The organism is Variovorax atrisoli (assembly GCF_014195185.1).
Lineage (GTDB): Bacteria > Pseudomonadota > Gammaproteobacteria > Burkholderiales > Burkholderiaceae_C > Variovorax > Variovorax atrisoli.
Window position 1 is genome coordinate 144707 of record NZ_JACIBG010000004.1, and the last position, 23746, is coordinate 168452.

The 23746-nt window shown below is 68.5% G+C and carries 19 protein-coding genes; 10 read left to right on the forward strand and 9 right to left on the reverse strand.

Going from position 1 to position 23746, the window contains the following annotated elements:
- Nucleotides 1-51 precede the first annotated feature (51 nt).
- Entirely contained in the window at nucleotides 52-1308 is a 1257-nt protein-coding gene (locus FHY06_RS15895; protein WP_184605746.1) for a 6-phosphofructokinase, read from the forward strand.
- Complete coding sequence (locus FHY06_RS15900) at nucleotides 1305-1568, forward strand: cysteine-rich CWC family protein (RefSeq protein ID WP_184605747.1); 264 nt, start codon at nucleotides 1305-1307, stop codon at nucleotides 1566-1568. The genes FHY06_RS15895 and FHY06_RS15900 overlap by 4 nt, the downstream gene beginning before the upstream one ends.
- Here FHY06_RS15900 and FHY06_RS15905 read toward each other — a convergent pair.
- Nucleotides 1553-2941 carry a zinc-binding metallopeptidase family protein gene (locus tag FHY06_RS15905; RefSeq protein ID WP_184605748.1) on the reverse strand — a complete coding sequence of 463 codons (1389 nt, stop codon included), beginning with the start codon at nucleotides 2939-2941 and terminating at the stop codon, nucleotides 1553-1555. The two genes, FHY06_RS15900 and FHY06_RS15905, sit on opposite strands and share 16 nt — an antisense overlap.
- A gap of 114 nt (nucleotides 2942-3055) precedes the next feature.
- On the opposite strand from FHY06_RS15905, the gene FHY06_RS15910 reads away from it, so the two are divergent.
- The 4 genes from FHY06_RS15910 to FHY06_RS15925 all read left to right on the forward strand — a co-directional run bounded on the left by FHY06_RS15910 (nucleotide 3056) and on the right by FHY06_RS15925 (nucleotide 8950).
- Nucleotides 3056-4558, forward strand: a complete 1503-nt coding sequence (locus FHY06_RS15910) for a DHA2 family efflux MFS transporter permease subunit (protein WP_184605749.1) — start codon at nucleotides 3056-3058, stop codon at nucleotides 4556-4558.
- A 65-nt stretch (nucleotides 4559-4623) separates the two neighbouring features.
- Complete coding sequence (locus FHY06_RS15915; protein WP_184605750.1) at nucleotides 4624-5769, forward strand: ABC transporter substrate-binding protein; 1146 nt, start codon at nucleotides 4624-4626, stop codon at nucleotides 5767-5769.
- A 75-nt stretch (nucleotides 5770-5844) separates the two neighbouring features.
- Nucleotides 5845-6612, forward strand: coding sequence for a class II glutamine amidotransferase (locus FHY06_RS15920; protein ID WP_019655602.1), 768 nt, complete (start codon nucleotides 5845-5847; stop codon nucleotides 6610-6612).
- Between the two features lie 112 nt (nucleotides 6613-6724).
- Nucleotides 6725-8950 (forward strand): TonB-dependent receptor, encoded by a 2226-nt coding sequence (locus FHY06_RS15925; protein WP_184605751.1) that lies wholly within the window; start codon nucleotides 6725-6727, stop codon nucleotides 8948-8950.
- A 33-nt stretch (nucleotides 8951-8983) separates the two neighbouring features.
- Here FHY06_RS15925 and gshB read toward each other — a convergent pair whose 3' ends face one another.
- Nucleotides 8984-9931 carry a glutathione synthase gene (gshB, locus tag FHY06_RS15930; protein ID WP_132752009.1) on the reverse strand — a complete coding sequence of 316 codons (948 nt, stop codon included), beginning with the start codon at nucleotides 9929-9931 and terminating at the stop codon, nucleotides 8984-8986.
- A 266-nt stretch (nucleotides 9932-10197) separates the two neighbouring features.
- Here gshB and FHY06_RS15935 point away from each other — a divergent pair, with 266 nt between their 5' ends.
- Nucleotides 10198-10626, forward strand: a complete 429-nt coding sequence (locus FHY06_RS15935; protein WP_019655599.1) for a hypothetical protein — start codon at nucleotides 10198-10200, stop codon at nucleotides 10624-10626.
- Nucleotides 10627-10636: 10 nt separating this feature from the next.
- Nucleotides 10637-11560, forward strand: coding sequence for a polysaccharide deacetylase family protein (locus tag FHY06_RS15940; RefSeq protein WP_184605752.1), 924 nt, complete (start codon nucleotides 10637-10639; stop codon nucleotides 11558-11560).
- A gap of 13 nt (nucleotides 11561-11573) precedes the next feature.
- Here the strand turns inward: FHY06_RS15940 and FHY06_RS15945 are convergent, their stop codons facing one another.
- The 6 genes from FHY06_RS15945 to leuS form a co-directional block, all read right to left on the reverse strand.
- Nucleotides 11574-13442: a potassium transporter Kup gene (locus FHY06_RS15945; protein WP_019655597.1), complete on the reverse strand. Its 1869-nt coding sequence runs from the start codon at nucleotides 13440-13442 to the stop codon at nucleotides 11574-11576.
- 170 nt (nucleotides 13443-13612) lie between these two features.
- Complete coding sequence (gene gshA, locus FHY06_RS15950; protein WP_019655596.1) at nucleotides 13613-14944, reverse strand: glutamate--cysteine ligase; 1332 nt, start codon at nucleotides 14942-14944, stop codon at nucleotides 13613-13615.
- A gap of 119 nt (nucleotides 14945-15063) precedes the next feature.
- Nucleotides 15064-16365, reverse strand: coding sequence for a glutamate-5-semialdehyde dehydrogenase (locus tag FHY06_RS15955; RefSeq protein WP_019655595.1), 1302 nt, complete (start codon nucleotides 16363-16365; stop codon nucleotides 15064-15066).
- 88 nt (nucleotides 16366-16453) lie between these two features.
- The gene (gene holA, locus FHY06_RS15960) at nucleotides 16454-17527 is read right to left on the reverse strand and encodes a DNA polymerase III subunit delta (RefSeq protein WP_019655594.1); all 1074 of its coding nucleotides are present in this window, start codon (nucleotides 17525-17527) and stop codon (nucleotides 16454-16456) included.
- A 22-nt stretch (nucleotides 17528-17549) separates the two neighbouring features.
- Nucleotides 17550-18068, reverse strand: coding sequence for an LPS-assembly lipoprotein LptE (locus FHY06_RS15965; protein WP_019655593.1), 519 nt, complete (start codon nucleotides 18066-18068; stop codon nucleotides 17550-17552).
- A gap of 35 nt (nucleotides 18069-18103) precedes the next feature.
- Nucleotides 18104-20734 carry a leucine--tRNA ligase gene (gene leuS, locus FHY06_RS15970; protein ID WP_019655592.1) on the reverse strand — a complete coding sequence of 877 codons (2631 nt, stop codon included), beginning with the start codon at nucleotides 20732-20734 and terminating at the stop codon, nucleotides 18104-18106.
- 204 nt (nucleotides 20735-20938) lie between these two features.
- Between leuS and FHY06_RS15975 the strand changes: the two genes are divergently transcribed.
- Complete coding sequence (locus tag FHY06_RS15975; protein WP_184605753.1) at nucleotides 20939-21913, forward strand: Bug family tripartite tricarboxylate transporter substrate binding protein; 975 nt, start codon at nucleotides 20939-20941, stop codon at nucleotides 21911-21913.
- Between the two features lie 117 nt (nucleotides 21914-22030).
- Nucleotides 22031-23110 (forward strand): NAD/NADP octopine/nopaline dehydrogenase family protein, encoded by a 1080-nt coding sequence (locus FHY06_RS15980; protein WP_019655590.1) that lies wholly within the window; start codon nucleotides 22031-22033, stop codon nucleotides 23108-23110.
- On the opposite strand, the gene FHY06_RS15985 is transcribed toward FHY06_RS15980, so the two are convergent.
- On the reverse strand, nucleotides 23105-23710 hold the full coding sequence (locus FHY06_RS15985) for a peroxidase-related enzyme (RefSeq protein WP_184605754.1): 606 nt from the start codon (nucleotides 23708-23710) through the stop codon (nucleotides 23105-23107). The genes FHY06_RS15980 and FHY06_RS15985 overlap by 6 nt on opposite strands.
- Nucleotides 23711-23746 lie beyond the last annotated feature (36 nt).

A 23746-nucleotide genomic window follows, 5' to 3' on the forward strand; every position in this document is an offset into this window, starting at 1 on the left:
GACACCGGCGTCCACTGGCGCCGGCCCGGGGGCTGCAGGACAATGCCGCGCATGTCCATCCCCAACGCCTTCTACGCCCAGTCGGGCGGCGTCACCTCGGTCATCAACGCCTCGGCCTGCGGCGTGATCGAGACGGCGCGCCGGCATCCCGACCGCATCGGCAAGCTGTACGCCGGGCGCAACGGCATCATCGGCGCGCTGGCCGAGGAGCTGATCGACACCGGCGCCGAGACGGCCGAGGCCATCGCGGCGCTGCGCACCACGCCGTCGGGAGCCTTCGGCTCGTGCCGCTACAAGCTCAAGTCGCTGGAGAAGAACCGCCGCGAGTACGAGCGGCTGATCGAGGTGTTCAAGGCGCACGGCATCGGCTATTTCTTCTACAACGGCGGCGGCGATTCGGCCGACACCTGCTTCAAGGTGAGCCAGCTCTCGCAGTCGATGGGCTATGCGCTGCAGGCCATCCACGTGCCCAAGACCATCGACAACGACCTGCCGCTGACCGACTGCAGCCCCGGCTTCGGCTCGGTCGCGAAGTACGTGGCGGTGTCGACCATCGAGGCCTCTTTCGACGTGCGCTCGATGGCGGCCACCTCCACCAAGGTGTTCGTGCTCGAGGTGATGGGGCGGCATGCGGGCTGGATCGCGGCGGCCGGCGGGCTGGCCGCCGACCAGGGCATTCCGGTGGTGGTGCTGTTCCCCGAGATCGAGTTCGACAAGGCGCGCTTCCTCGCGCGCGTGGACGAACTGGTGAAGCGGCACGGCTACTGCTCGGTGGTCGTGTCCGAGGGCTGCCATCACCCCGACGGGACCTTCCTCGCCGAGCAGGGCACGCGCGACGCCTTCGGCCATGCGCAGCTCGGCGGCGCGGCGCCGGTGGTAGCGCAGATGGTCAAGGACGCGCTGGGCCACAAGTTCCACTGGGCGGTGGCCGACTACCTGCAGCGCGCGGCGCGGCACATCGCATCGGCCACCGACGTGCGGCAGGCCTACGAACTGGGGCAGCGCGCGGTCGAGCTCGCGCTGGAAGGCCGCAACGCGGTGATGCCGACCATCGAGCGCATCTCCGACGCGCCCTACGCCTACCGCCTGGGCAGCGCGCCGCTCGAATCGGTCGCCAACGTCGAGAAACCGATGCCGCGCGACTTCATCTCCGACGACGGCTGGGGCATCACCGAGAAGTGCCGCCGCTACCTGCTGCCGCTGATCGAGGGCGAGGACTACCCCGCCTACAGCGGCGGGCTGCCGGTGTACGCGACGCTTCGCAACGACATCGTCGCGAAGAAGCTGCCGGCCTTCGAGATTTCATGATGGCCACGGAGGCCGTCCCCGGCCTGATCGACGCCACGCGCTGCCCGCTGTGCGGCGAGCCGAACCGCTGCGCGATGGAGATCGAGCGCGAGACCGGCCAGGCGCAGCCGCCCTGCTGGTGCATGCAGGTCGACTTCACCAACGCGCCGCTCACCAACCTGCCGGAAGAGATGCGCGGACTCGCATGCATCTGCTTGCGCTGCGCGACCGGCCAGCAGCCTGCTCCGACTGCCAGGCCGTCTTCTCAAGACGACGCCTGAGGCTGAGGCTCGGGCTGGGCGGGGCTCTCGCTGCCCGGTTCCTGCTCCTGTGTCGGCTCCGGCTCGATGTCGGCGGCCATCACCATCGAGGGCGCATCGCCGGGGCGCTGCTGCGTGACCACACGGTGGATGAACTGCAGCTTGCCCACCGCCGCGCGCGGCATCACGAAGGGGTAGTAGTCGGGCTGCCCCATGCTGCGCGACAGCTCGTTGAGCACGTTGGTGAGCAGCACCCAGCCGTTGACGAAGTCGAGGAAGCTTCCCGCGTCGGGGTCGTCGGGCTGCCAGAGATCGTCGAGCGTGAAGAGGTCGCTCGTGAGTTCGACGTTGGTCGCGTCGACGCCGAAGCTCATCGCGGTGTCCGCGGTGTCGGCCATGTGCAGGTAGTGGGCCCAGGTCTCGGCCCAGTCTTCCCACGGGTGCGTGCTTGCGTAGCTGCTCACGAAGCGGTCGGCCCAGTCGGGCGGCGGGCCCTGCTCGTAGTGCGTCTGCAGCGCGGCGGCATAGTCGGCGCGCTCGTCGCCGAAGAGGGCGCGGAAGTCGTCGATCCACTGCGTGGGCTGCACGAGCAGGTCCCAGTAGTAGTGGCCGATCTCGTGGCGGAAGTGGCCCAGCAGCGTGCGGTAGGGCTCGCGCATCTCGGCGCGGATGCGCTCACGCACGGCATCCTCGGCCTCCTCGGCGTTGAGGGTGATCACGCCGTCCTGGTGGCCGGTCATCACGTGCGGGCCGCCGGGCGTGTTGCTGAGGAAGTCGAAGGCCAGCCCGTGGACCGCATCGGCGTGGCGGCTGACCACCGGCAGGCCCAGCGCGAGCAGCTGAGAGATCAGCCTGCGCTTGGCGGTCTCGAGCTTGAGCCACAGCTCGCCATTGCCTTCCACCGACAGATCGGGAATGGTGCGCGTGACGCTGCAGGCCAGGCAGTAGCCGGGCGCGAGGCCGTGGGTGTCGGGCGGCAGCTGTTCGCCCTCGCGCGCGGCGGGCACCATCCAGTTGCAGCCGGCCGGCGTCAGGAAGTTCACGCAGCGGCGGTAGGTCTTGCCGTGCGGATCGCCGAACACGGTGAAGGTGTCGGGCTGCGCGCCGCCGCCCTCCGCAGGCGCGAGCGGCACCACGCCGAGCCGCTCGATCACGTAGCCCAGCGGCGTGTGGCAGGCCAGGCATTCGCTGTTGCGCAGGAACACGGGACGCTCGCACTGGCAGCGGTAGGCGCGGCTGACGGTGGGTGCGGCCAGCTCGGCGGCGAGGGTTGGCGCAGCCGGCTCGGCGGAAAGGATCGGCGTGGTCGCTCCTTCCGCTTCTCCAGGAGCGGCGGGCTGGGCATCGGCTTGTTCGCCGGACGAAGCGTTCACGCTGTTGTTGTCTTGGTTCATCTTCTTGACGCGGAGGGGACAGCGAGGGGATTCTGGACCTGCACGCTGCGATTCCCGCCGTGCAAAGCCCGATATGCTTGTAGGACGACGGACCCGAGACATTCCGCCGCCCCCATGACCTCCCCTCCGACCCCAGAAGCCGCGAGCACGCCGGCCCCGCCCTCCATCGGCACGCTGCGCCAGCGCTATGGCGAACGCTACCGCTGGTACCTGCTGCTGTCGGTGATGGTGGGGACGATGGCGTCGATCATGTCCTCGACCATCGTCAACGTGGCGATCCCTGGCATGAGCCACCACTTCTCGCTCGGCCAGGAACGCGCGCAGTGGGTGAGCTCGGGCTTCATGGTGGCGATGACGGTGTCGATGCTCACCACACCGTGGCTGCTGTCGCGCTACGGCTACCGCCGCACCTACGTGGGCACGATGCTCCTGCTGCTGGTGGGCGGCATCGTGGGCGGCATGGCCAACGACTTCTCGCTGGTGCTGTTCGCGCGCGTGGCCGAGGGCCTGGCCGCTGGCGTGGTGCAGCCCATCCCGGCCATCATCATCCTGCGCGCCTTCGAGCCGCACGAGCAGGGCCGCGCGAGCGGCATTTTCGGCATGGGCGTGGTGCTGGCGCCGGCCGTGGGGCCGAGCATCGGCGGCGTGCTGGTCGACCTGTTCGGCTGGCGCTCGATCTTCTTCATGGTGGTGCCGTTCTGCCTCGCGTCGCTGTGGCTCGCCTACAAGTTCGTGCCCAAGACCGCGCCCGGCGGCGTGGCGGCCGCGCGCGGCGACGGACTGGACGCACGCGGACTGGCGCTGGGCACGGTCGGCACGCTGTGCCTGCTCAACGGCCTCGTGGCGCTGCGCGGCGATTCGCCGCTGCAGGCGGCGCTGCTGCTGGCGGGCGCGCTGGCATCGTTCGGCGTCTTCGTGTGGTGGCAGCGGCGGCTGGCGGCCTCGGGCGGCACGCCGCTGATGAACCTTGCGCTCTTTCGCTACCGGCAGTTCGCGATGGGGAGCGTGGTGGCCTTCATCTACGGCACGGCGCTCTTCGGCTCGACCTACCTGCTGCCGGTGTACATGCAGGTGGGGCTGCATCTGTCGGCCTCGCACGTGGGCACCATCCTGCTGCCGGCAGGCGTCGTGCTGGCGCTCACCATCTGGGGCGTGGGCCGGCTGGCCGACAAGCACCCGACCTGGGTGCTGGTGACCATCGGGCTCGCGCTGCTGGCGGCCTCGTTCGCGCTGATGATGGTGCTGCGGCTCGACAGCGCGCTGTGGCTGCTGGTGGCGTTCGCGATCATCGGGCGCATCGGGCTGGGCTTCATCCTGCCCTCGCTCAACCTGGGCTCGATGCGGCCGCTGGCCAAGCCGCTGATCCCGCAGGGCGCGAGCGCGATCAACTTCGTGCGCATGCTCGGCGGCGCGGCGGGGGTGAGCCTTTGCGCCATCGTGCTGGAGTGGCGCCTCGCAGCGCACGGCGATTCGCTGGCCAACCCGATGACCAGCCCGGCGCGGCTCGCAGCCTTCGACGAGGTGTTCGCGATGCTGGCCGGCCTTTGCGCACTGGCCGTGTGCGCGGCCTGGCAGCTGCGCCAGGCCCCCCCGGACGCGCCACGCAAGACGGGGTAAACCCCGGAGGCGGAATGCAGGCCTTTCGCATTCAATTGTTATAAGTTGTATCGCAATCAGGCCTCATGCACCGCAGACACTTCATCGCCGCCTCCGCCTCCGCCGCGGCCGTGGCCGGCTTCGGCCCGCTTTCATCCGCCCTGGCTGCCGAGAACGGCGTCACCGACACCGAGATCGTCCTCGGCCACACCGGCATCCTGAGCGGCCCGCTGGGCGTTCCGATCAAGGTGGTGATGGCCGGCGCGGGTCTGGCCTTCGACGCCGTCAATGCCCAGGGCGGGCTCGCCGGCCGGAAGATCAGGCTGGTGTCGCTCGACGACGAGCTCAAGCCGGAAAAGGCCGTCGCCAACTACGAGCAGTTGCTGGGCGAGCACCGCGCCTTTGCCTTCTTCGGCTGCGTGGGCTCGGGCACCACCGCGGCCGCAGCCAAGCTGCTGAGCCAGAGCGGCGCGCCGCTGGTGGGCGCCTACGCGGTGTCCGACTCGGCACGCGAGAAGGTCGGCGGCTCCGGCTATTTCGTGCGCGCCACCTTCGCGCGCGAGGCCCAGGCACTGGTACAGCACCTGACGACCATCGGCGTCACGCGCATCGCGGTGGCCTATCTCGACAATCCGGGCGGTGCCGAAGTCGCACAGCTTGTCGGCGAGGCGCTGACGGCGCTGAAGCTCAAGCCCGAGGCGGCGGTCGCCGTGAAAGGCGACGGCAGCGCCAACGAAGCGGCCGGCAAGGCGCTGGCCGACAGCAAGGCGCAGGCCGTGATCATGTACCTGGGCGGCGCCATCGGCGGCGAGGTGATGAAGGCCGCGTGGGCAGCGGGCGGGCGCCAGATGTTCTACGGCATGTCGATCGTGCCCGGCGACGTCACGGCCAGGCTGGTGGGCGACAAGACCAGCGGCCTGGCCATCTCGCAGATCGTGCCGTACCCCTGGAGCGAGGTCGACGCCGGCGCCAAGGAATACCGCCAGCTCGCCGAGCGCGCCAAGGTGGACATCGGCTACCTCAGCTACGAGGGCTACGTGAACGCGATGGTGATGATCGAGGCGCTGCGCCGCACCGGCCGCGACCTGACCCGCGCGAAGCTGCACGCCACGCTCAAGGCCATGAAGCTGCGCGTGAGCAACATGGAGATCGACTTCACCGGCGCCAGCAACACCGGCTCGCGCTTCATCGAGATGGTGCGGGTGACGAAGGAAGGCCGGTTTCTTCGGTAACGCTGCACGGTCCGGGCACTCGGGTTCAGGGCGCGGCGCGCCAGCGGCTGCGCGAATCGCGGTCTAATCGCAGCCATGTGCCAATTGCTAGGGATGAACTGCAACACGCCGACCGACGTGACCTTCAGCTTCACGGGTTTCGCGCAACGCGGCGGCCGCACCGACCACCATGCCGACGGCTGGGGCATCGCGTTCTTCGAGGACCGGGGGCTGCGGCACTTCGTCGACCACCAGCCGGCGAGCGAATCGCCGGTGGCCGATCTGATCCGGCGCTACCCGATCCAGAGCCGCAACGTCATCGCCCACATCCGCAAGGCGACGCAGGGCGAGGTCAACCTGCAGAACTGCCACCCCTTCGTGCGCGAGCTGTGGGGGCGCTACTGGGTGTTCGCCCACAACGGCGACCTGAAGGAATTCCGCCCGCGCCTGCACGGCAACTTCCACCCGGTGGGCAACACCGACAGCGAGCACGCCTTCTGCTGGATCATGCAGGAGCTGGCCAAGTCGCACGCGGGCGTGCCGAGCATCGAGGAACTGACGCTCACCCTGCGCGAACTGGCGCCGCAGCTCGCGAGCCATGGCACCTTCAACTTCATGCTGTCCAACGGGCAGGCGCTCTGGGCGCACGCCTCGACCAACCTCTGGTACGTGGAGCGCCGGCACCCCTTCGTGACGGCACAGCTGTCGGACGAAGACCTGGAGATCGACTTCGCGCAGCACACCACGCCCAACGACCGGGTCGCCGTGGTGGTGACGGCGCCGCTCACCACCAACGAGACGTGGACCCAGTTCGCACCGGGCGAGCTGCAGGTGTTCGTCGACGGGCAGCACGTCGGGCGCTGAGGCCGAAGCCGGTCTTTGGCCCGACGCTTTTTGGCGACATTGCAAGAAAGTATCGACGGGCAGGTTCAGAAAAGTAAACAATAACGGTTCTCATTTGCAAATTGAACCGTTCATGCCCGCTTCCTTCTTCCCTCTCCGGCCGACCGTGGTCGCAACGCTGCTCGCGCTGAATGCCGCGGCGGCCCTGGCCCAGCAGACAACCGCCACAGAGCCTGCGGGGCCGGTGGTCTCGAGCGGCGGCACGCTGTCCACCGTGACCGTCGAAGCCAGCGCCGACGCCTCGGCCGAAGGCCTGACCAAGCCCTATGCCGGCGGGCAGGTGTCGCGCGGCGGGCGGGTCGGCATCCTGGGCAACCAGGACATGATGAGCACGCCCTTTTCCAGCACCAACTACACCAACGAGCTGATCCAGGACCAGCAGGCCAAGAGCGTGGCCGACGTGCTGCTCAACGACCCCTCGGTGCGCCAGGCCCGCGGCTTCGGCAACTTCCAGGAGCTGTACGTGGTGCGCGGCTTCCCGGTTTATTCCGACGACGTCGCCTACAACGGCCTCTACGGCATGCTGCCGCGCCAGTACATCGCCTCGGAATTCTTCGAGCGCGTGGAAGTGTTCCGCGGCGCCAACACCTTCCTGAATGGCGCGGCCCCCGGTGGCAGCGGCATCGGCGGCGCGATCAACCTGCTGCCCAAGCGCGCGCCCAACGAGCCGCTCACCCGCGTCGGCTTCGGCGTGCAGACCGGCGGACAGGGCTACGTCAACCTCGACCTGGCGCGCCGCTTCGGCCCCGACGACAGCCTCGGCGTGCGCGTGAATGCAGTGCGCCGCGAAGGCGGCACCGGCGTGAAGAGCGAGAGCCAGCAGCTCAGCGCCTTCAACGTCGGCCTCGACTGGCACAACCGCAACGTGCGCCTGTCGGCCGACTTCGGCTACCAGGACTACGACCTGAAGGACGGCCGCCCGAGCCTGACGCCTTCGTCGGCGCTGCCGCTCCCGCGGGCGCCCGACGCCCGCACCAACTTCGCCCAGCCCTGGAGCTATTCGAAGGAAAAGGACAAGTTCGCCACCTTTCGCGGCGAAGTCGACATCACCGACAACATCACGGCCTGGGCCGCCGGCGGCGTGCGCCGCAGCGACGAGGACAACGTGCTGTCGAACCCGACGCTCGCCGACGCCTTCGGCAACACCAGCAACACGCGCTTCAGCAACACCCGCAAGGACCGCATCGGAACGGCCGAGATCGGCGTGCGCGGCAACTTCGCCACCGGCCCGGTGAAGCACACGGTGGTGGTCTCGGCGGCCAAGTACAGCAACGATCGCGACAACGCATACACCACTTCGTCGGCTCTCGCCCCCCTGCGCAACAACCTCTACGCGCCATACGCATCCCCCTATCCAGTCGCAAACAACGTTACAGCCAACACGCTGGACAACCCGCGCCTGACCGACAAGATCGACACCTCGAGCGTGGCCGTCGCCGACACGATGTCCTTCATGGACGACCGCCTGCTCGTCACCCTCGGCGCGCGCCGCCAGACCATCGAGCAGACCAGCTACGCCTACACCACGCTCAAGCAGTCGAGCACCTACGACAGGAGCAAGACCACGCCGGTGGCCGGCGTCGTGTTCAAGATCACGCCGACCGTCTCGGCCTACGCCAACTACATCGAAGGCCTCGTCAAGGGCAACGTGGCACCGGGCACGGTCAACGGCCTGCCCGTCACCAATGCGGGCGAGATCTTCGCGCCGTACCAGGTCAAGCAGAAGGAAATCGGCGTCAAGTACGACGGCGGCACGCTCGGTGCCAGCGCGGCGTTCTTCACCACCGACCAGCCCACCTACTACTACTCGGGCCAGACCTACGGCCTCTACGGCAAGCAGCGCAACCAGGGCCTGGAGCTGTCGGTGTTCGGCCAGCCCGCCAAGGGCCTGCGCCTGCTCGGCGGCCTGACGCTGCTGGACGCCAAGCAGAAGAGCACGCAAGGCGGCGCCACCGATGGGCTGAACGCCATCGGCGTGGCCAGGCAGCAGGCCAACCTCGGCGCCGAATGGGACGTGCCCGGCGTGCGCAACCTGTCGCTCAACGCCCGCGTGCTCTACACCTCGAAGCAGTACGCCAACGCCGCCAACACGCAGTCGGTGCCGTCATGGACGCGCTTCGACGTGGGTGCGCGCTACCTGGTCGACCTCGGCAACGGCCGCCTGCTCACGCTGCGCGCGCGCATCGACAACCTGTTCAACAAGTCGTACTGGGCCTCGGTGGGCGGAACGCAGGGCAGCAACTACCTGGTGCTGGGTGCGCCGCGCACCTTCGCGGTGAGCGGCACGATCGACTTCTGATCGATCGCCGCGGCGCGCCCGGCAGCGGCCCTGCTAGCGCAGGGTCGCCTCGAGCGCGTCGATGAACATCGCCGGCACGTCGAAGCCGGTCTGTTCGGTGATTTCCTGGAAGCAGGTCGGGCTGGTCACGTTGATCTCGGTGACCGAGTCGCCGATCACGTCGAGTCCGATCAGCAGCAGCCCGCGCGGTGCGAGCGCGCGGCCCACGGTCTCGGCGATCTCGCGGTTGCGCGGCGTCAGCGGCTGGGCCACGCCCTTGCCGCCGGCTGCCAGGTTGCCGCGCACCTCGGTGCCCTGCGGAATGCGGGCCAGCACGAAGGGTGCGGGCTCGCCGGCGATGATGAGGATGCGCTTGTCGCCCTGCGAGATCTCGGGCACGAAGCGCTGCACCATGATAGTTTCGGCGCCGTCCTTGTTGAGCGTCTCGACGATGGAGCCGAGATTCAGCGCGTCCTGCTTCACGCGGAAGATGCCCATGCCGCCCATACCGTCGAGCGGCTTGAGGATGATGTCGCCGTGCTCGGCGTGGAAGTCGCGCACGGCCTGCGCGCTGCGCGTCACCAGCGTGGGCGTGACGAACTGCGGAAACTCCATGATCGCGAGCTTCTCGGGGTGGTCGCGCAGCGCGCGCGGCTTGTTCACCACGTGCGCGCCCTCGCGCTCGGCCTGCTCCAGCAGGTGGGTGGCGTAGATGTACTCGGCGTCGAAGGGCGGGTCCTTGCGCATGAGCACGGCGTCGAAATCCTTCAACGCCTTGGCCTCGGCGATGTCGACGCGGTACCAGTCCTTCGCGTCGCCGGTAAGCGTGATCTGCTGCACCGTGGCCGTGACCACGCCGCCCGACTTCCACTGGATGTCCTGCGGCAGGCAGGCCGCGATACGGTAGCCGCGGCGCTGCGCCTCGCGCATCATCGAGAAAGTCGTGTCCTTGTAGATCTTGAAGTGATCGAGCGGATCGGCGACGAAGAGGATGTTTTTCATCAGGCGTTCTTTCTTGCGTTGCCGGGGCGCGGCGGCCGTTGGCATGGGTATCGGGGCGCGATGTTGCCGGAAGCGGCGATGTCCTTGCCGGCGGGGGCTTTTTTCTCTTCGGCCCGCCGCGGCCTGCCCGGCCGGGCAACGCGCGTCGGGGGCGATTGTGCCGGGAGCCGGAAAGCGCAGGATGGTCAACAATCCGAGCCCGATAAAGTCAACCATCCGGCACGGGAATTGCGAGTCTCCACCTCCGACAACTTCCGGAGAACCTCGTGGACACATCCATTTCGCAGGGCAGCCCTGCCCTCGATCCCGCCGCCGTGGTCGACGAATTCCTGCGCCTGGTGATGATCCCGGACCCGCAGTCGGCCTCGCGCTTCACCGCGCCCGACATCCGCATCCGCTTCACCGGCAACCGCCCCATGCACGCGCCGGCCGACACCTCGGCCTTCAACGCCAAGCGCTACGCCTGGGTCAAGAAGAAGATCGAGCGCACCGAAACGGTGGCCGGCGGCACGCCGGAGGAAACGGTGGTCTACAGCCTCGGCACGCTCTACGGCGCGTGGCCGGACGGCACGGCCTTCGAGGGCAACCGATACGTCGACCGCTACGTGGTGCGCCACGGCCTGATCGTGCAGATGGATGTCTGGAACGACAGCGCCGAATGGCTGCTGGTGCGCGCCGGCCTCGCCGTGCTGTGAGGCCACCCGCATGAGCACGCGCTGGCCCGACCGGCTCCCCACGCACGACCGCTTCGACTACCGGCCCATCACCCGGCGGCCCGACTACGCGTGGCCGAACGGCGCGCGGCTGGCGGTGTACATCGGCTTCAACGTCGAGCATTTCGCCTTCGGCGACGGGCTGGGCGCATGCATCGGCCCGGCCTCGCCGCAGCCCGACGTGCTCAACCACGGCTGGCGCGAATACGGCAACCGCGTCGGCGCGTGGCGCTGTCTCGAACTGTTCGATTCGCTCGCGCTGCCGACCGGGGCGCTCGTCAACACCGCGCTGTACGACCACTGCCCGGAGCTGGTCCAGGCACTCGTGGCGCGCGGCGACGAGCTGATCGGCCATGGCCACAGCAACGCCGAACGCCAGGGCGTGCTGGACGAGGAGCACGAGCGGGCGCTGCTGATTCGCTGCCGCGAGCGGATGCTGCGCGAGAGCGGGCAGGCGCCCGCGGGCTGGCTCTCGCCGTGGATCTCCGAGAGCGCCGTCACGCCCGACCTGCTGGCGGAGACCGGCTACGGCTACACGCTCAACTGGTGCCACGACGACCAGCCGCTGCGCATGCGCACGCGCGGCGGCGGATCACTGTGGTCGGTGCCGTACCCGCAGGAGCTCAACGACATCCCGATGATCGTCGGCCGCCTGATGGACGCGAAGGATTTCAGCGCGATGGTGATCGACAACTTCGAGGAAATGCTCGAACAGTCGCGCGCGCAGCCGCTGGTGATGGGCGTGGCGCTGCATCCTTACATCGTGGGGCAGCCCTATCGGCTGCGGCACCTGCGCACGGCGCTCGCACGGCTGGCACAGGCACGCGACCGGGGCGATATCTGGTTCACCACGCCGGGTGCGATCGCCTCGCACGTGGCGGAGCTCGAGAAGGAGCGGCCGGGGGAATTCGACTGAGCCGCGCCCGGGCTCAGATCTCGATCTTCGACCCCAGCTCCACCACCGCGTTGTTCGGCAGCCCCAGGAAGGCCGCCGCGCCGCTCGCGTTGTGGTGCATCTGCGCGAACAGCTTCTCGCGCCACGGCGCCATGCCGCTGCCCAGCGTGGGAATGACGACGTCGCGCGACAGGAAGTAGCTCGTCGTCATCTGCTCCAGCTGGCAGCCGCGCATGCGCGCGTTCTCGAGGGCGCGCGGCAGGTCGATGTCGTTCTTGAAGCCGTAGTGGACGGTGATCTGCCAGCAGTGGTGGCCCAGCGGCTCGATCTCGATGCGCTTGTCCATCGGGATCCACGGCACCTCGTGGTTGCGCACGGTGACGAACATGTTCTGCTCGTGCAGCACCTTGTTGTGCTTGAGGTTGTGCAGCAGCGCGTTGGGCACCACGCCCGGCTCGGCCGTGAGGAACACCGCCGTACCGTCGACGCGCACGGGCGGGCTCACGAACACCGAGTCGAGGAAGGACTTCAGGTCGATGGCGTCGGCGTGCTGCGCCTCGCCCATCAGGCGGCGGCCTTCCTTCCAGGTGATCATCAACGTGAAGACGAAGCCGCCGATCAGCAGCGGGAACCAGCCGCCCTCGAACAGCTTGAGCAGGTTCGACGCGAAGAACAGGAAGTCGACCACGAAGAAGACCGCGGTGGAGGCGATGCACAGCGCCAGCGGCAGCTTCCACGCGTAGCGGATCACGAAGAAGGTCAGCACCGTGGTGATCAGCATGTCGGTGGTCACCGCGATGCCGTAGGCCGCGGCCAGGCTGCTCGACGAGCGGAACATGACCACCGCCAGCACGATCGCCACGAACAGGCCCCAGTTGACCAGCGGGATGTAGATCTGTCCGGCCGTGCGCACGCTGGTGTGCTCGATGTTCAGGCGCGGCAGGTAGCCCAGCTGGATCACTTGCCGCGTGACGCTGAAGGCGCCGGTGATGAGTGCCTGCGACGCGATCACGGTGGCGGCGGTGGCCAGCAGCACCAGCGGAATCAGCGCCCACTCCGGCGCCATCATGAAGAAGGGGTTCTTCACCGCCTCGGGGTTCTCCAGCAGCAGCGCGCCCTGGCCGAAGTAGTTGAGCGTGAGCGCCGGCATCACCACCGAGAACCACGCGATGCGGATCGGGCTCTTGCCGAAGTGGCCGAGGTCGGCGTAGAGCGCCTCGGCACCGGTCACGCACAGCACGGTCGCGCCCAGCAGGATGAAGCTGGTGCCCGGGTTGTCCCACATGAACTTCAGCGCGTAGAACGGGTTCAGCGCCTTCAGGATCTCGGGGTGGTGCAGGATCTGCGACACGCCGAGCACCGCGATCGCGAGGAACCAGGTCAGCGTGATCGGCCCGAAGAACTTGCCGATGCCCGCGGTCCCGCGCTTCTGCACCACGAAGAGGCAGAACAGCACGACCAGCGTGAGCGGAATGACGTAGTGCGTGAAGTGCGGCGACACCACCTCCAGGCCCTCGACCGCCGAGAGCACCGAGATGGCCGGGGTGATGACCCCGTCGCCATAGAAGAGCGAGGTGCCGAAGATGCCGACCACCAGCAGCAGGTGGCGCAGCCTGGGCTTGTCGTGCACCGCGCGCGAGGCCAGCGCCAGCATCGCGACCAGGCCGCCCTCGCCTTCGTTGTCGGCCCGCAGCACGAGCACGACGTACTTGATGGAGACGATGACGGTGAGCGTCCAGAAGAACATCGACAGGATGCCGTAGACGTTCTCGACGGTGAAAGGCACGTGGCCGTGCCCGAACACTTCCTTGACGGCGTACAGCACGCTGGTGCCGATGTCGCCATAGACGACGCCGATGGCGCCGACGATCAGGCCGGCTGAGAGATTTTTGGGGGCTGACACGAAGTCGATGGGAAAAGGGACAGGCTGCGATTCGGCGTGTCAGGCACGCCGGGGGGTGTGACAGATGTGAACTTTAGTCCACCTGCAGGACCCTCCCGCCCTTTTGTTTCCGTTGCTGTGGGGCCGCTATTTTGCCGCCGGCGGCCATCGCCGCAAGCGGCCCCCGGGAATCATTCGTAGATTTCGGCGTCCGGATCGGTCGCTTCCATCTCGTAGCTGGCGGCCACCATCGCGAGCCGGCCGACCACCCCGTACATGTAGAAGCGGTTCGGGGCGCTGGCACCAGGCTTGGCGCCCGGCTGAGGCAAGTGCGCACTTTCGGAGAAAGCCAGCGGCACGAAGCTCGCGCCCGGCAACTTCAGGTTCTCGTCGGCGGCGCGCTCGGCATGGACCCGGTAGAAGCCGCCGACCACGTAACGGTCCATCATGTAGACCACCGGTTCGGCCACGCCGTTGTGCACGCGCTCGTTGGTGAGCACGCCCTCCTGCACGATCAGTTCCGTCGGCTCCCGCAGGTCGCGGCCGGCGGCGTTCCGCGCGGATGCCGCAGGAACGCTGGCGCCGGCGCTGCCGCGCGGCTTGCCGATCAGCGCCTCCACGTCCTTGGCGTCGCGCACCGTCACCACGCCGGGGCTGCCGCTTCCGCTGTGGCCGCCCTTGACGACCACGAAGGGCTTCTCGTTGATGCCGTATTCCTTGTACTTGCGGCGCACCTTGGTCAGCACCGCATCCACGTGGCTGGTGAGCACGTCGATGCCGCGGCCGCCCGCCACGTCGACACCCTCGGCGCGCGCGTAGATCGGGTTGATGAGCCACGGATCGATGCCCAGCAGCTTGCCGAAGCGCTTGGACAACTCCTCGTAGCTGTGCAGGTGGTTGCTCTTGCGACGCACCGACCATCCTGCGTGCAGCGGCGGCAGCAGGTACTGCTCGTGCAAATCCTCGAGGATGCCGGGAGTTCCTGCAGAAAGCTCGTTGTTGAGCAGAATCGTGCAGGGATCGAAGTTCTTGAGCCCCAGGCGGCGCTTGGTGCGCACCACCGGCTCCAGCGTCACCGTCTCGCCGTTGGGCAGCTCGATCTTCTTGGGCGACTTGATGGCCGGATCGATCGACCCGATCCGCACATTGAGGCCCGCCATGTGGAAGATGCGCACGAGTTGCGCGACGTTGGCGAGGTAAAAGGTATTTTTGGAGTGGTTTTCCGGAATGACAAGCAGGTTGCGCGCCTCCGGACAGATCTTCTCGATGGCCGCCTGGGCGGCCTGCACCGCCAGCGGCAGCATTTCCTTGGTGAGGTTGTTCCAGCCACCCGGAAAGAGATTGGTGTCGACCGGAGCCAGCTTGAAGCCCGCGTTGCGGATGTCGACGGCGCTGTAGAACGGCGGCGTGTGCTCCATCCACTCGAGTCGGAACCAGCGCTCGATGGCGGGCATCGAGTCGAGCACCCGCTGCTCCAGTTCGTTGATCGGGCCGGTCAGGGCGGTGACTAGATGCGGAACCATGCAGCGGCCTTGTTGGTTTTGTGCTTAAAGGTGGAGTGGAATTGTAGGATTTGGGGCTGGTCGCCCCAATGACAAGACCGCGCGCGGGCGCATCGGATCGACCGCTCCCATGAGAACCATCAGGTCCGGACTTCGCCCTGCCCCAGCACCACGTACTTGAGCGAGGTCAGTCCTTCGATGCCCACCGGGCCGCGCGCATGGAACTTGTCGGTACTGATGCCGATTTCAGCACCCAGCCCGAACTCGAAGCCGTCCGCGAAGCGTGTGCTCGCATTGACCATCACGCTGGCCGAATCGACCTCGCGCAGGAAGCGCTGGGCATTCACGTGGTCGCGCGTGACGATGGCGTCGGTGTGGTGGCTCGAGTAGCGGTTGATGTGGGCGATGGCCTCGTCCACGCCCGCCACCACCTTGATGCTGATGACCGCGGCGAGGTATTCCTCGTACCAGTCGGACTCCACCGCATCGACGATCTTCGCCGGCGGGTTGGCCGCGCCCAGCGCCTCGCTCTCGCGCAGGATGGCCGCGGCCGCCGGGTCGCAGCGCATTTCCACGCCCTTGGCCGCGAAGATGGCGGCGATCTCGGGCAGGAAGTCTTCGGCCACCGCGGCCGACACCAGCAGGCCTTCGGCGGCGTTGCAGGGGCTGTATTTCTGGGTCTTGGCGTTGTCGACGATGCGCAGCGCCATCTCGAATTCGGCCGTGTCGTCCACGTAGACGTGGCAGTTGCCGTCCAGGTGCTTGATGACCGGCACCTTGGCGTCGCGGCTGATGCGCTCGATCAGGCCCTTGCCGCCGCGCGGAATGATCACGTCGACGAATTCCGGCATGGCGATCAGCTGGCCGACTGCCTCGCGGTCGGTGGTCTGCACGAGCTGCACCGCATCGACCGGCAGGCCGGCCTCGCCGAGCGCCTCGGACACCAGCAGCGCCAGCGCCTTGTTCGACTCGATGGCTTCCGAGCCGCCGCGCAGGATGGCGGCGTTGCCGCTCTTGATCGCCAGGCTCGCGGCCTCGATGGTCACGTTGGGCCGGCTCTCGTAGATCATGCCGAAGACGCCGATCGGCACGCGCATCTGCCCCACGCGGATGCCGCTGGGCTGCTGCTTCATGCCGATGATCTCGCCGATCACGTCGGCCATGCCGGCGAGCTGCTCGCAGCCCTGGGCGACGGTCTCGATGACCTTGGGGGTGAGCTTCAGGCGGTCGACCATCGGCGCCGGCAGGCCGGCGGCGGTGGCGCGCTCCAGGTCCTTCTGGTTGGCCTCGGCGAGCGCCGGGCCGGCTTCGCGCAGGCGGCGGGCCAGCGCCTTCAGCGCCTTGTTCTTGCTGGCCGCATCGGCACGGGCCATGAGGAATGCGGCGGTCTTGGCTTGCAGACCCAGGGTCTGCATGTGTTCGCTTACGTTGAACGCGTTCATCGAGCTATTTTCCCACGCCGACCCGCCGCCCGGCTGGCGCAGGCCTTTTGGCGGCTGAAGCCGCCAGCCCGCTTCGACCGGAAAGCCTTCAGGCGCGCCGCGGCGTGCCGCCCGCGCTGCCGCAGGCGCGGCACAGCATCAGCGCCAGCCGCTGCAGGGCCTGCCAGCCGCTGGCGGGCCAGTCGGGCTGCTTCAGCCCCTTCACGATGCCGTCCACCACGTGCGCGGCGCGCAGCAGGCGGGCGAGCATGCGGTCGTCGAGGCGCGGCAGCACCCGCTCGAAGGCGCGCTCGCGCGGGCCCCAGATGCGGTTCTCGCGCAGCGCCATCGGCAGCGGACGGCCGGCTGCCATGGCGTCCTTCACGCGCTTGAGGGCGCGGATGTCCTCCGCGATGGCGTAGTGCACCAGCACTTCGGCCTCGCCCTCGGCCTGCAGCCCGTCGAGCATGCGCGCCACGCGCTGCGGATTGCCGGCCAGCACCGCCTCGGAGAGCTTGAACACATCGTAGCGCGCCACGTTGTTGACTGCGCCTTCCACCTGCTCCCAGCTCAGCTCGCCGGCCGGATGCAGCAGCGCGAGCTTCTGAATCTCCTGGTGTGCCGCGAGCAGGTTGCCCTCCACGCGGTCGGCGAAGAACTGCAGCGTGCGCTGGCCTTCGTCGCCCGGCATCACGCGCTGTCCCTGCTGGCCCAGGCGCTGCGCTATCCACTGCGGCAGCGCGTTGCGCTCGATGGGATCGACCTGGATGCTCGCGCCGTTGTTCTCCAGCGCCGAGAACCAGGCGCCGGTGCGCGTGGCCTTGTCCAGCCTGGGCAGCATCACCAGCGTGAGCGTGCTGTCGTTGCCGGCCGCCGATTCGGCCAGCTGCTGCAGGGCCGCGCTGCCGTCCTTGCCGGGCTTGCCCGAGGGAATGCGGATCTCGACCATCTGCTTGTCGGCGAACAGCGAGAGCGAGCCCCCGGCCGCGAGCACCGCGCTCCAGTCGAAGTGCGCGCCGGCCACGGTGTACGAGCTGCGCTCAGTGTAGCCCTGCGCGCGCGCCGCGGCGCGGATGGCGTCGGCCGCCTCCTGCGCGAGCAGCGGCTCGTCGCCGTGGATCGTGTAGAGCGGCTTCAGGCCCTTCTGCAGATGGGCCGCGAGCTGTGCGCTGGCGAGTTGCATGGAAGAAGCGAAGGCGACTGCCTCAGATTTCCTTGACCGCCGCCAGCCGGCGCATCAGCTGCTGCGCGATGTCCGACTGCATGTCGCGGAACAGCAGGTCGGCCTCGCCTTCCTTGGCCAGCGCGTTGGTCTCGTTGAAGCTCAGGTCGCGCGTCTGCGAGACGTCTCCGGCGGTCAACAGGTCCTTGCCGGCCGGCGTGCGCAGACGGAAGCGCACCCTCAGCTGCAGCTGCAGCTCGCGCACGAGGCCGGCCGAATTGGTCGAGATCACGATGCGGTTGCGGTCCTCGCCCAGGACCTCCAGGATGACGTCCGCCTTGGACGCATCCTCGGGCGGCAGCACGGTCACCGTGCCCGTGGCCCTCAGCTCGCGCCGGATCTGGTTGATCATGGCCGAGTTGCCCGACACCGACAGCGACTTGAACGCGAAGACGGGCGCCTCGCGCAGCTTGAAGCCGCAGCCGGCCAGGCCCATCGAGGCACCGGCCGCCAGCCCGAGGAGGAGGCCGCGGCGCGGCAGCGAGACATTGCGAGTGTTCATGCTTGCTTGGTTGATTGAGCCGTTCGTCCGGCGATTCAGATGACCACGTTGACCAGGCGGCCCGGAACCACGATCACCCGCTTGGCCGGCGCGCCTTCGGCGAACGCGACGAAGTCGTCGCAGGCCAGCGCGAGCTTCTCGATCTCGTCCTTCGAGGCGCCGGCCGGCACGCTGAGCTTGCCGCGCAGCTTGCCGTTGACCTGCAGCATGAGCTCGATCTCGTCCTGCACCAGTGCGTCCACGTCGACCACGGGCCAGGGCGCGTCGAGCAGGCCGCCCAGGTCCTTGTCGTAGCCGAGTTCGTTCCACAGCTGCTGGGCGATGTGCGGCGTGGCCGGGTACAGGCAGCGCAGCAGGATGCCGAAGCCCTCGCGCACCGCAGCGGCGTCGCCCGCGCTGCCGTCGGGCTTGAAGCCTTCCAGCGCGTTGAGCAGCTTCATCGCACCCGACACCACCGTGTTGTATTGCATGCGCTGGTAGTCGTAGTCGACCTGGCGCAGCACGGTGTGCACCTCGCGGCGCAGCGCCTGGGCGTTCTTGCCGAAGGCCTGGCCGGCCACGGCCACCGGAGCCACGTCGGCCTGCGAGACGCCGAAGTTCCACACGCGGCGCAGGAAGCGGAAGCTGCCCTCGACGGCCGCGTCGTTCCACTCGAGCGTGGCCTCGGGCGGCGCGGTGAACATGGTGTACAGGCGCGCGGTGTCGGCGCCGTACTTCTCGATCAGGTCCTGCGGGTCGACACCGTTGCGCTCGCTCTTGCCCATCTTGCCGACGCCGCCGTATTCGACCTTCGTGCCGTCGGCGGTGGTGCCGCCGACGATGCGGCCCTGGGCGTCGAGCACCGGCGTGACCTCGGAGGGCGGGAAGTAGTCCTTGCCGCCCTTCTCGTTGCGCGCGTAGAAGATGTGGTTGAGCACCATGCCCTGCGTCAGCAGCTTGCTGAAGGGCTCGTCGGCCTTCACCAGGCCGAGGTCGCGCATCACCTTGGTCCAGAAGCGCGCGTACAGCAGGTGCAGGATGGCGTGCTCGATGCCGCCGATGTACTGGTCCATCGGCATCCAGTAGTCGGCGCCGCCGGCCACCATCGCCTCGTCGTTCTTCGGGTCGCAGTAGCGCATGAAGTACCACGACGAGTCGACGAAGGTGTCCATCGTGTCGGTCTCGCGCCGCGCGGGCTTGCCGCACACGGGGCAGACCACGCCGGCGTGGAAGCCTTCATGCTTGTGCAGCGGGTTGCCCGAGCCGTCGGGCACACAGTCGGTGGGCAGCACCACCGGCAGGTCCTTCTCGGGCACCGGCACCGCGCCGTGCTCATCGCAATGGATGATCGGGATCGGCGTGCCCCAGTAGCGCTGGCGGCTCACGCCCCAGTCGCGCAGGCGCCAGGTGGTCTGCATCTCGCCCAGGCCCTTCTGGCCCAGCGCGTGCGCCACGGCGGCCACGGCCTCCTTGTAGGTCATGCCGCTGAAGTTGTCGGAGTTGATGGTCACGCCGCGCTGCTTGTCGGCGTACCAGTCCTGCCACTTGTGATAGTCGAAGTGCGGCTCGTCGTCGACCAGCACCACCTGGATGATCTCGATGCCGTACTTGTTGGCGAAGGCGAAGTCGCGCTCGTCGTGCGCGGGCACGCCCATCACGGCGCCGTCGCCGTAGCTGATCAGCACGTAGTTGCCGACCCACACCGGCACCTGCTCCTCGGTGATCGGATGCGTCACCGTCAGGCCCGTGGGCACGCCCTTCTTCTCCTGGGTGGCGAGCTCGGCCTCGGTGGTGCCGCCGCTCTTGCACTCCTCGATGAAGGCCGCGACCTTGGGGTCGAGCGTGGCGGCATGCGCGGCCAGCGGATGCTCGGGCGCCACGGCGCAGAAGGTCACGCCCATGATGGTGTCGGCACGCGTGGTGAACACGTACATGCGGCCGTCCTGGATGAGCTTGCCGTCGGCGCCCTTGATGTCGTGCGTGAAGGCGAAGCGCACGCCCTCGCTCTTGCCGATCCAGTTCTCCTGCATCAGCTTGACGCGCTCGGGCCAGCCCGGCAGCTTGTGCTGGGTGTGCTCGAGCAGTTCCTCGGCGTAGTCGCTGATCTTCAGGTAGTAGCCCGGGATCTCGCGGCGCTCGACCGTCGCGCCGGTGCGCCAGCCCTTGCCGTCGATCACCTGCTCGTTGGCCAGCACGGTCTGGTCGACCGGGTCCCAGTTGACGACCTGGGTCTTGCGGTAGGCGATGCCCTTCTCGAGCATCTTCAGGAACAGCCACTGGTTCCACTTGTAGTAGCTCGGGTCGCAGGTGGCGATCTCGCGGCTCCAGTCGATGGCCAGGCCCATGGCCTGGAGCTGGCCCTTCATGTAGGCGATGTTCTCGTAGGTCCACTTGGCCGGCGGCACGCCGTTCTTCAGCGCCGCGTTCTCGGCCGGCAGGCCGAAGGCGTCCCAGCCCATGGGCATCAGCACGTTGTAGCCGCTCATGCGCAGGTAGCGCGTGAGCATGTCGTTGATCGTGTAATTGCGCACGTGGCCCATGTGCAGCTTGCCGCTGGGGTACGGCAGCATCGAGCAGGCGTAGTACTTCTTGCGGCTCGCGTCCTCGGTCACGCGGTAGGCATCGGCGGCGCTCCATTGCGCCTGGGCAGCGGACTCGACGTCGCTGGGTTTGTAGCTGGGATTCATGGCGGTTCGGCAAGAGCCCGGCGCAAGGCGGCCGGGAACGCGGGATTATCGCGCCGGACTAGACTCGCCCCCAGGCCGCGCTCACTTCGCGTCGCTTCGCCAACCCCCTTCCGGGGGCAACACCTGCGGCACGGCAAAGCCGGTTCCGCGGTGTTTCGCGAAAAATGCATGCCCCCCGTTACACGCCGCGGACGAAAACACACCATGAAACTGCGCCTGAAACACCTCGCCCTGGCCCTCGCGGCCGCCGCCGGCCTCGCCGCCACACCCCTTTGGGCCCAGCAGAACGACAAGCCCCTGCGCATCGTCGTGCCCTTCGCCACCGGCGGCGCGCAGGACGTCATCGCCCGCTACCTGGGCGCCAAGCTCACCGACAAGCTCGGCCAGCAGGTCATCATCGACAACAAGGCCGGCGCCGGCGGCATCGTGGCCGCCGATGCGGTGGCCAAGGCGACCGACGGAGCCACGGTGCTGCTGGCCACCGGCGGCGCGGTCACCATCGCGCCGCACCTGCAGGCCAAGCTGCCCTACGACCCGGTCCACGAGCTGGTGCCCGTCGCCCTGGTGGGCGACACCCCCATGACGCTTTCGGTGCGCGCCGAAAGCCCCTACAAGACGGTGGCCGACGTGCTGCGCGACGCCAAGGCCAGGCCCGGCCAGGTGACCTACGCATCCACCGGCAACGGTACCGTCTCGCACCTGACCGGTGCGTTGCTGGCGCAGGCCGGCGGCGTGAACCTGCTGCACGTGCCCTACCGCGGCGCCGCGCCGGCCCTCACCGACCTGCTGGGCGGCCAGGTGGCGACCATCGTGACCAGCGTGGCCTCGATCGAGCCCATGGTCGCCAGCGGCAAGGCCCGCGTGCTGGGTACCTTCTCGCGCGCCGCGCTGCCGGGCATGGGCTCGGCCCCGACCATCGGCGATGCCACCGGCCTTCCGGGCATGGAGGTGCCGGTCTGGGTCGGCGTGATGGCGCCAGCGCGCATGCCGGCGGCGAGCGTCGAGAAGCTTTCCGCTGCGCTGGTCGAGGTGTGCAACCTGCCCGAGACGAAGCAGCGCTTCGCCCAGTTGGGCGCGGTCAACACCTGTGGCGGCGCATCGGCGCTGGGCAAGGTCGTGACCGAGGACAGCCAGCGCTGGGCCAAGGTCATCAAGCAGGGCGGCATCAAAGTTGAATAGGCTGGCTCTCCCCCAGGCTTCACGCACTTCGTGTCGCTTCGCCGGCCCCCCCGCCGGGGGCAGCAACGGTGGCCCGGCCGAGCCGGTTCCACGGCGTTCCCGAATGGAGAGGCGGCGTTGACGGTCGCGGCGAAGCGGTATCGCGTCGGCATCGCGGGCGCCGGGGCGATCGCGCTGGCCAGCGCGGCCTGGCTGCGGCGGGCGGGCCATGGCGTCACGATCTGGTCGCCGGGCGGCCGGGGGGCGGATGCCCTGCGCACGCAGCCGCTGGAAGCCGGCGGCATCGAGTCGTTCTCGGTGGGCGTCGAGGTCGCCGATGACGCGGCCGGGCTCTGCGCCGCCTCGGACGTGCTGCTGGTCGCCCTGCCGGTCAACGGCCACAGGCGCGTGATGGACGCGCTGCTGCCCTTCCTGCGCGACGGCCAGACGGTCATCGTCAGTTCGATGGCCTCGCTGTCGTCGCTCTACCTGCACGAGGCGGCGGTGCGCGCGGGCTTGCAGCGTCTCACCGTCGCCAGCTTCGGCACCACCGTGCTGACGGCGCGCCGCGAGTCGGGCACCCGGGTCCGCGTGATGACGCGGCGCAAGGCGGTCGGCGTCTCCGCGCTGCCCGGCGCACGTGTCGACGAGGCCGTCGCGCTGTGCACCGAACTCTTCGGCGAAGGCTTCTCCGCGCAGGGCAGCGCGCTCGCCAGCGCCCTGGCCAACGTCAATCCGCAGTCGCACGGGCCGCTCGCGGTCTTCAACTGGACACGCATCGAGCGCGCCGAGAACTGGCCGCAGTACCACTGCATGACGCCCGGCGTGTCGCGCGCGATCGAGGCGCTCGATGCCGAGCGCCGCGCCGTGGCGGCCGCCTTCGGCATCGAGCTCGGCCCCATCGAGGCGCACTTCGCGCGCTCCTTCGGCACCACCTCCGAAAAGCTCGCCGACATCGCCGCCGAGCTGCACGCCAAGCGCGGCGGTCCGCCCGGCCCCACGCAGACGGACACGCGCTACCTGAGCGAGGACATGCCCTACGGCCTGGCCTTCGTCGAGGCGCTGGGGGCCATCGCCGGCGTGCCCACGCCCGCCACGCGGACCATCGTGGACGCGGCCTCGCTGGTCAACGGCATCGACTACCGCCGCGAGAACGACCTCGTCGGGCCGCTGGGCCTGGCGGACGAGACCGTCGCCGGCCTGCTCGGGCGCCTATGAGGCCTCGGAGGCGTCGGTCTCGGGGAACACGGGCTCCCCGAGGTTGAGCATCAGCCGGTTGGCCCAGGCGAAGATGGCCACCGAGTGGATCAGGTCGAGGATCTCCAGCTCGCCCAGCCCCACCTCCTTGAGCTTGCGCACGTCGTCTGCCGAAACCTTGTCGGGCTCGGCGCCCAGGCGGATCGAGAACTCGACGATGGCCTTCTCGCGGTCCGTGGTGCCGGCGCCCTCGGGCTCCTCGAACACCTGCGATATCACGTCGTTGCGCTTTGCCAGCTGCTCGAAGCGCTGCGCATGCACCGAGGCGCAGTACACGCAGCCGTTGACGCGCGACTCCACCGTGGCGCCCAGTTCACGCTCGGCGCGCGGCATGCCGCCCGGCGCGAACATGATCGCGTTGAAGGCGATGGAGCGCTGCAGCAGTATCTCGGGCTGGTGCGCCAGCACCAGGAAGTAGGGCGAGGTGCGTGCCTGCGGGCTCATCTCGTCCAGCGCCGCGAGCTGCTCGGGCGTGGCGGTGTCGACGTCCACCGTGTCGAGCCACGGCTTCCACTTGAGCACTTCGTTGGTGAAGCCCTTGATGCGGATCGGAGCGCTCATTGGAATACCTTCGTGCTTCGCACTGCGGTGCGAGCT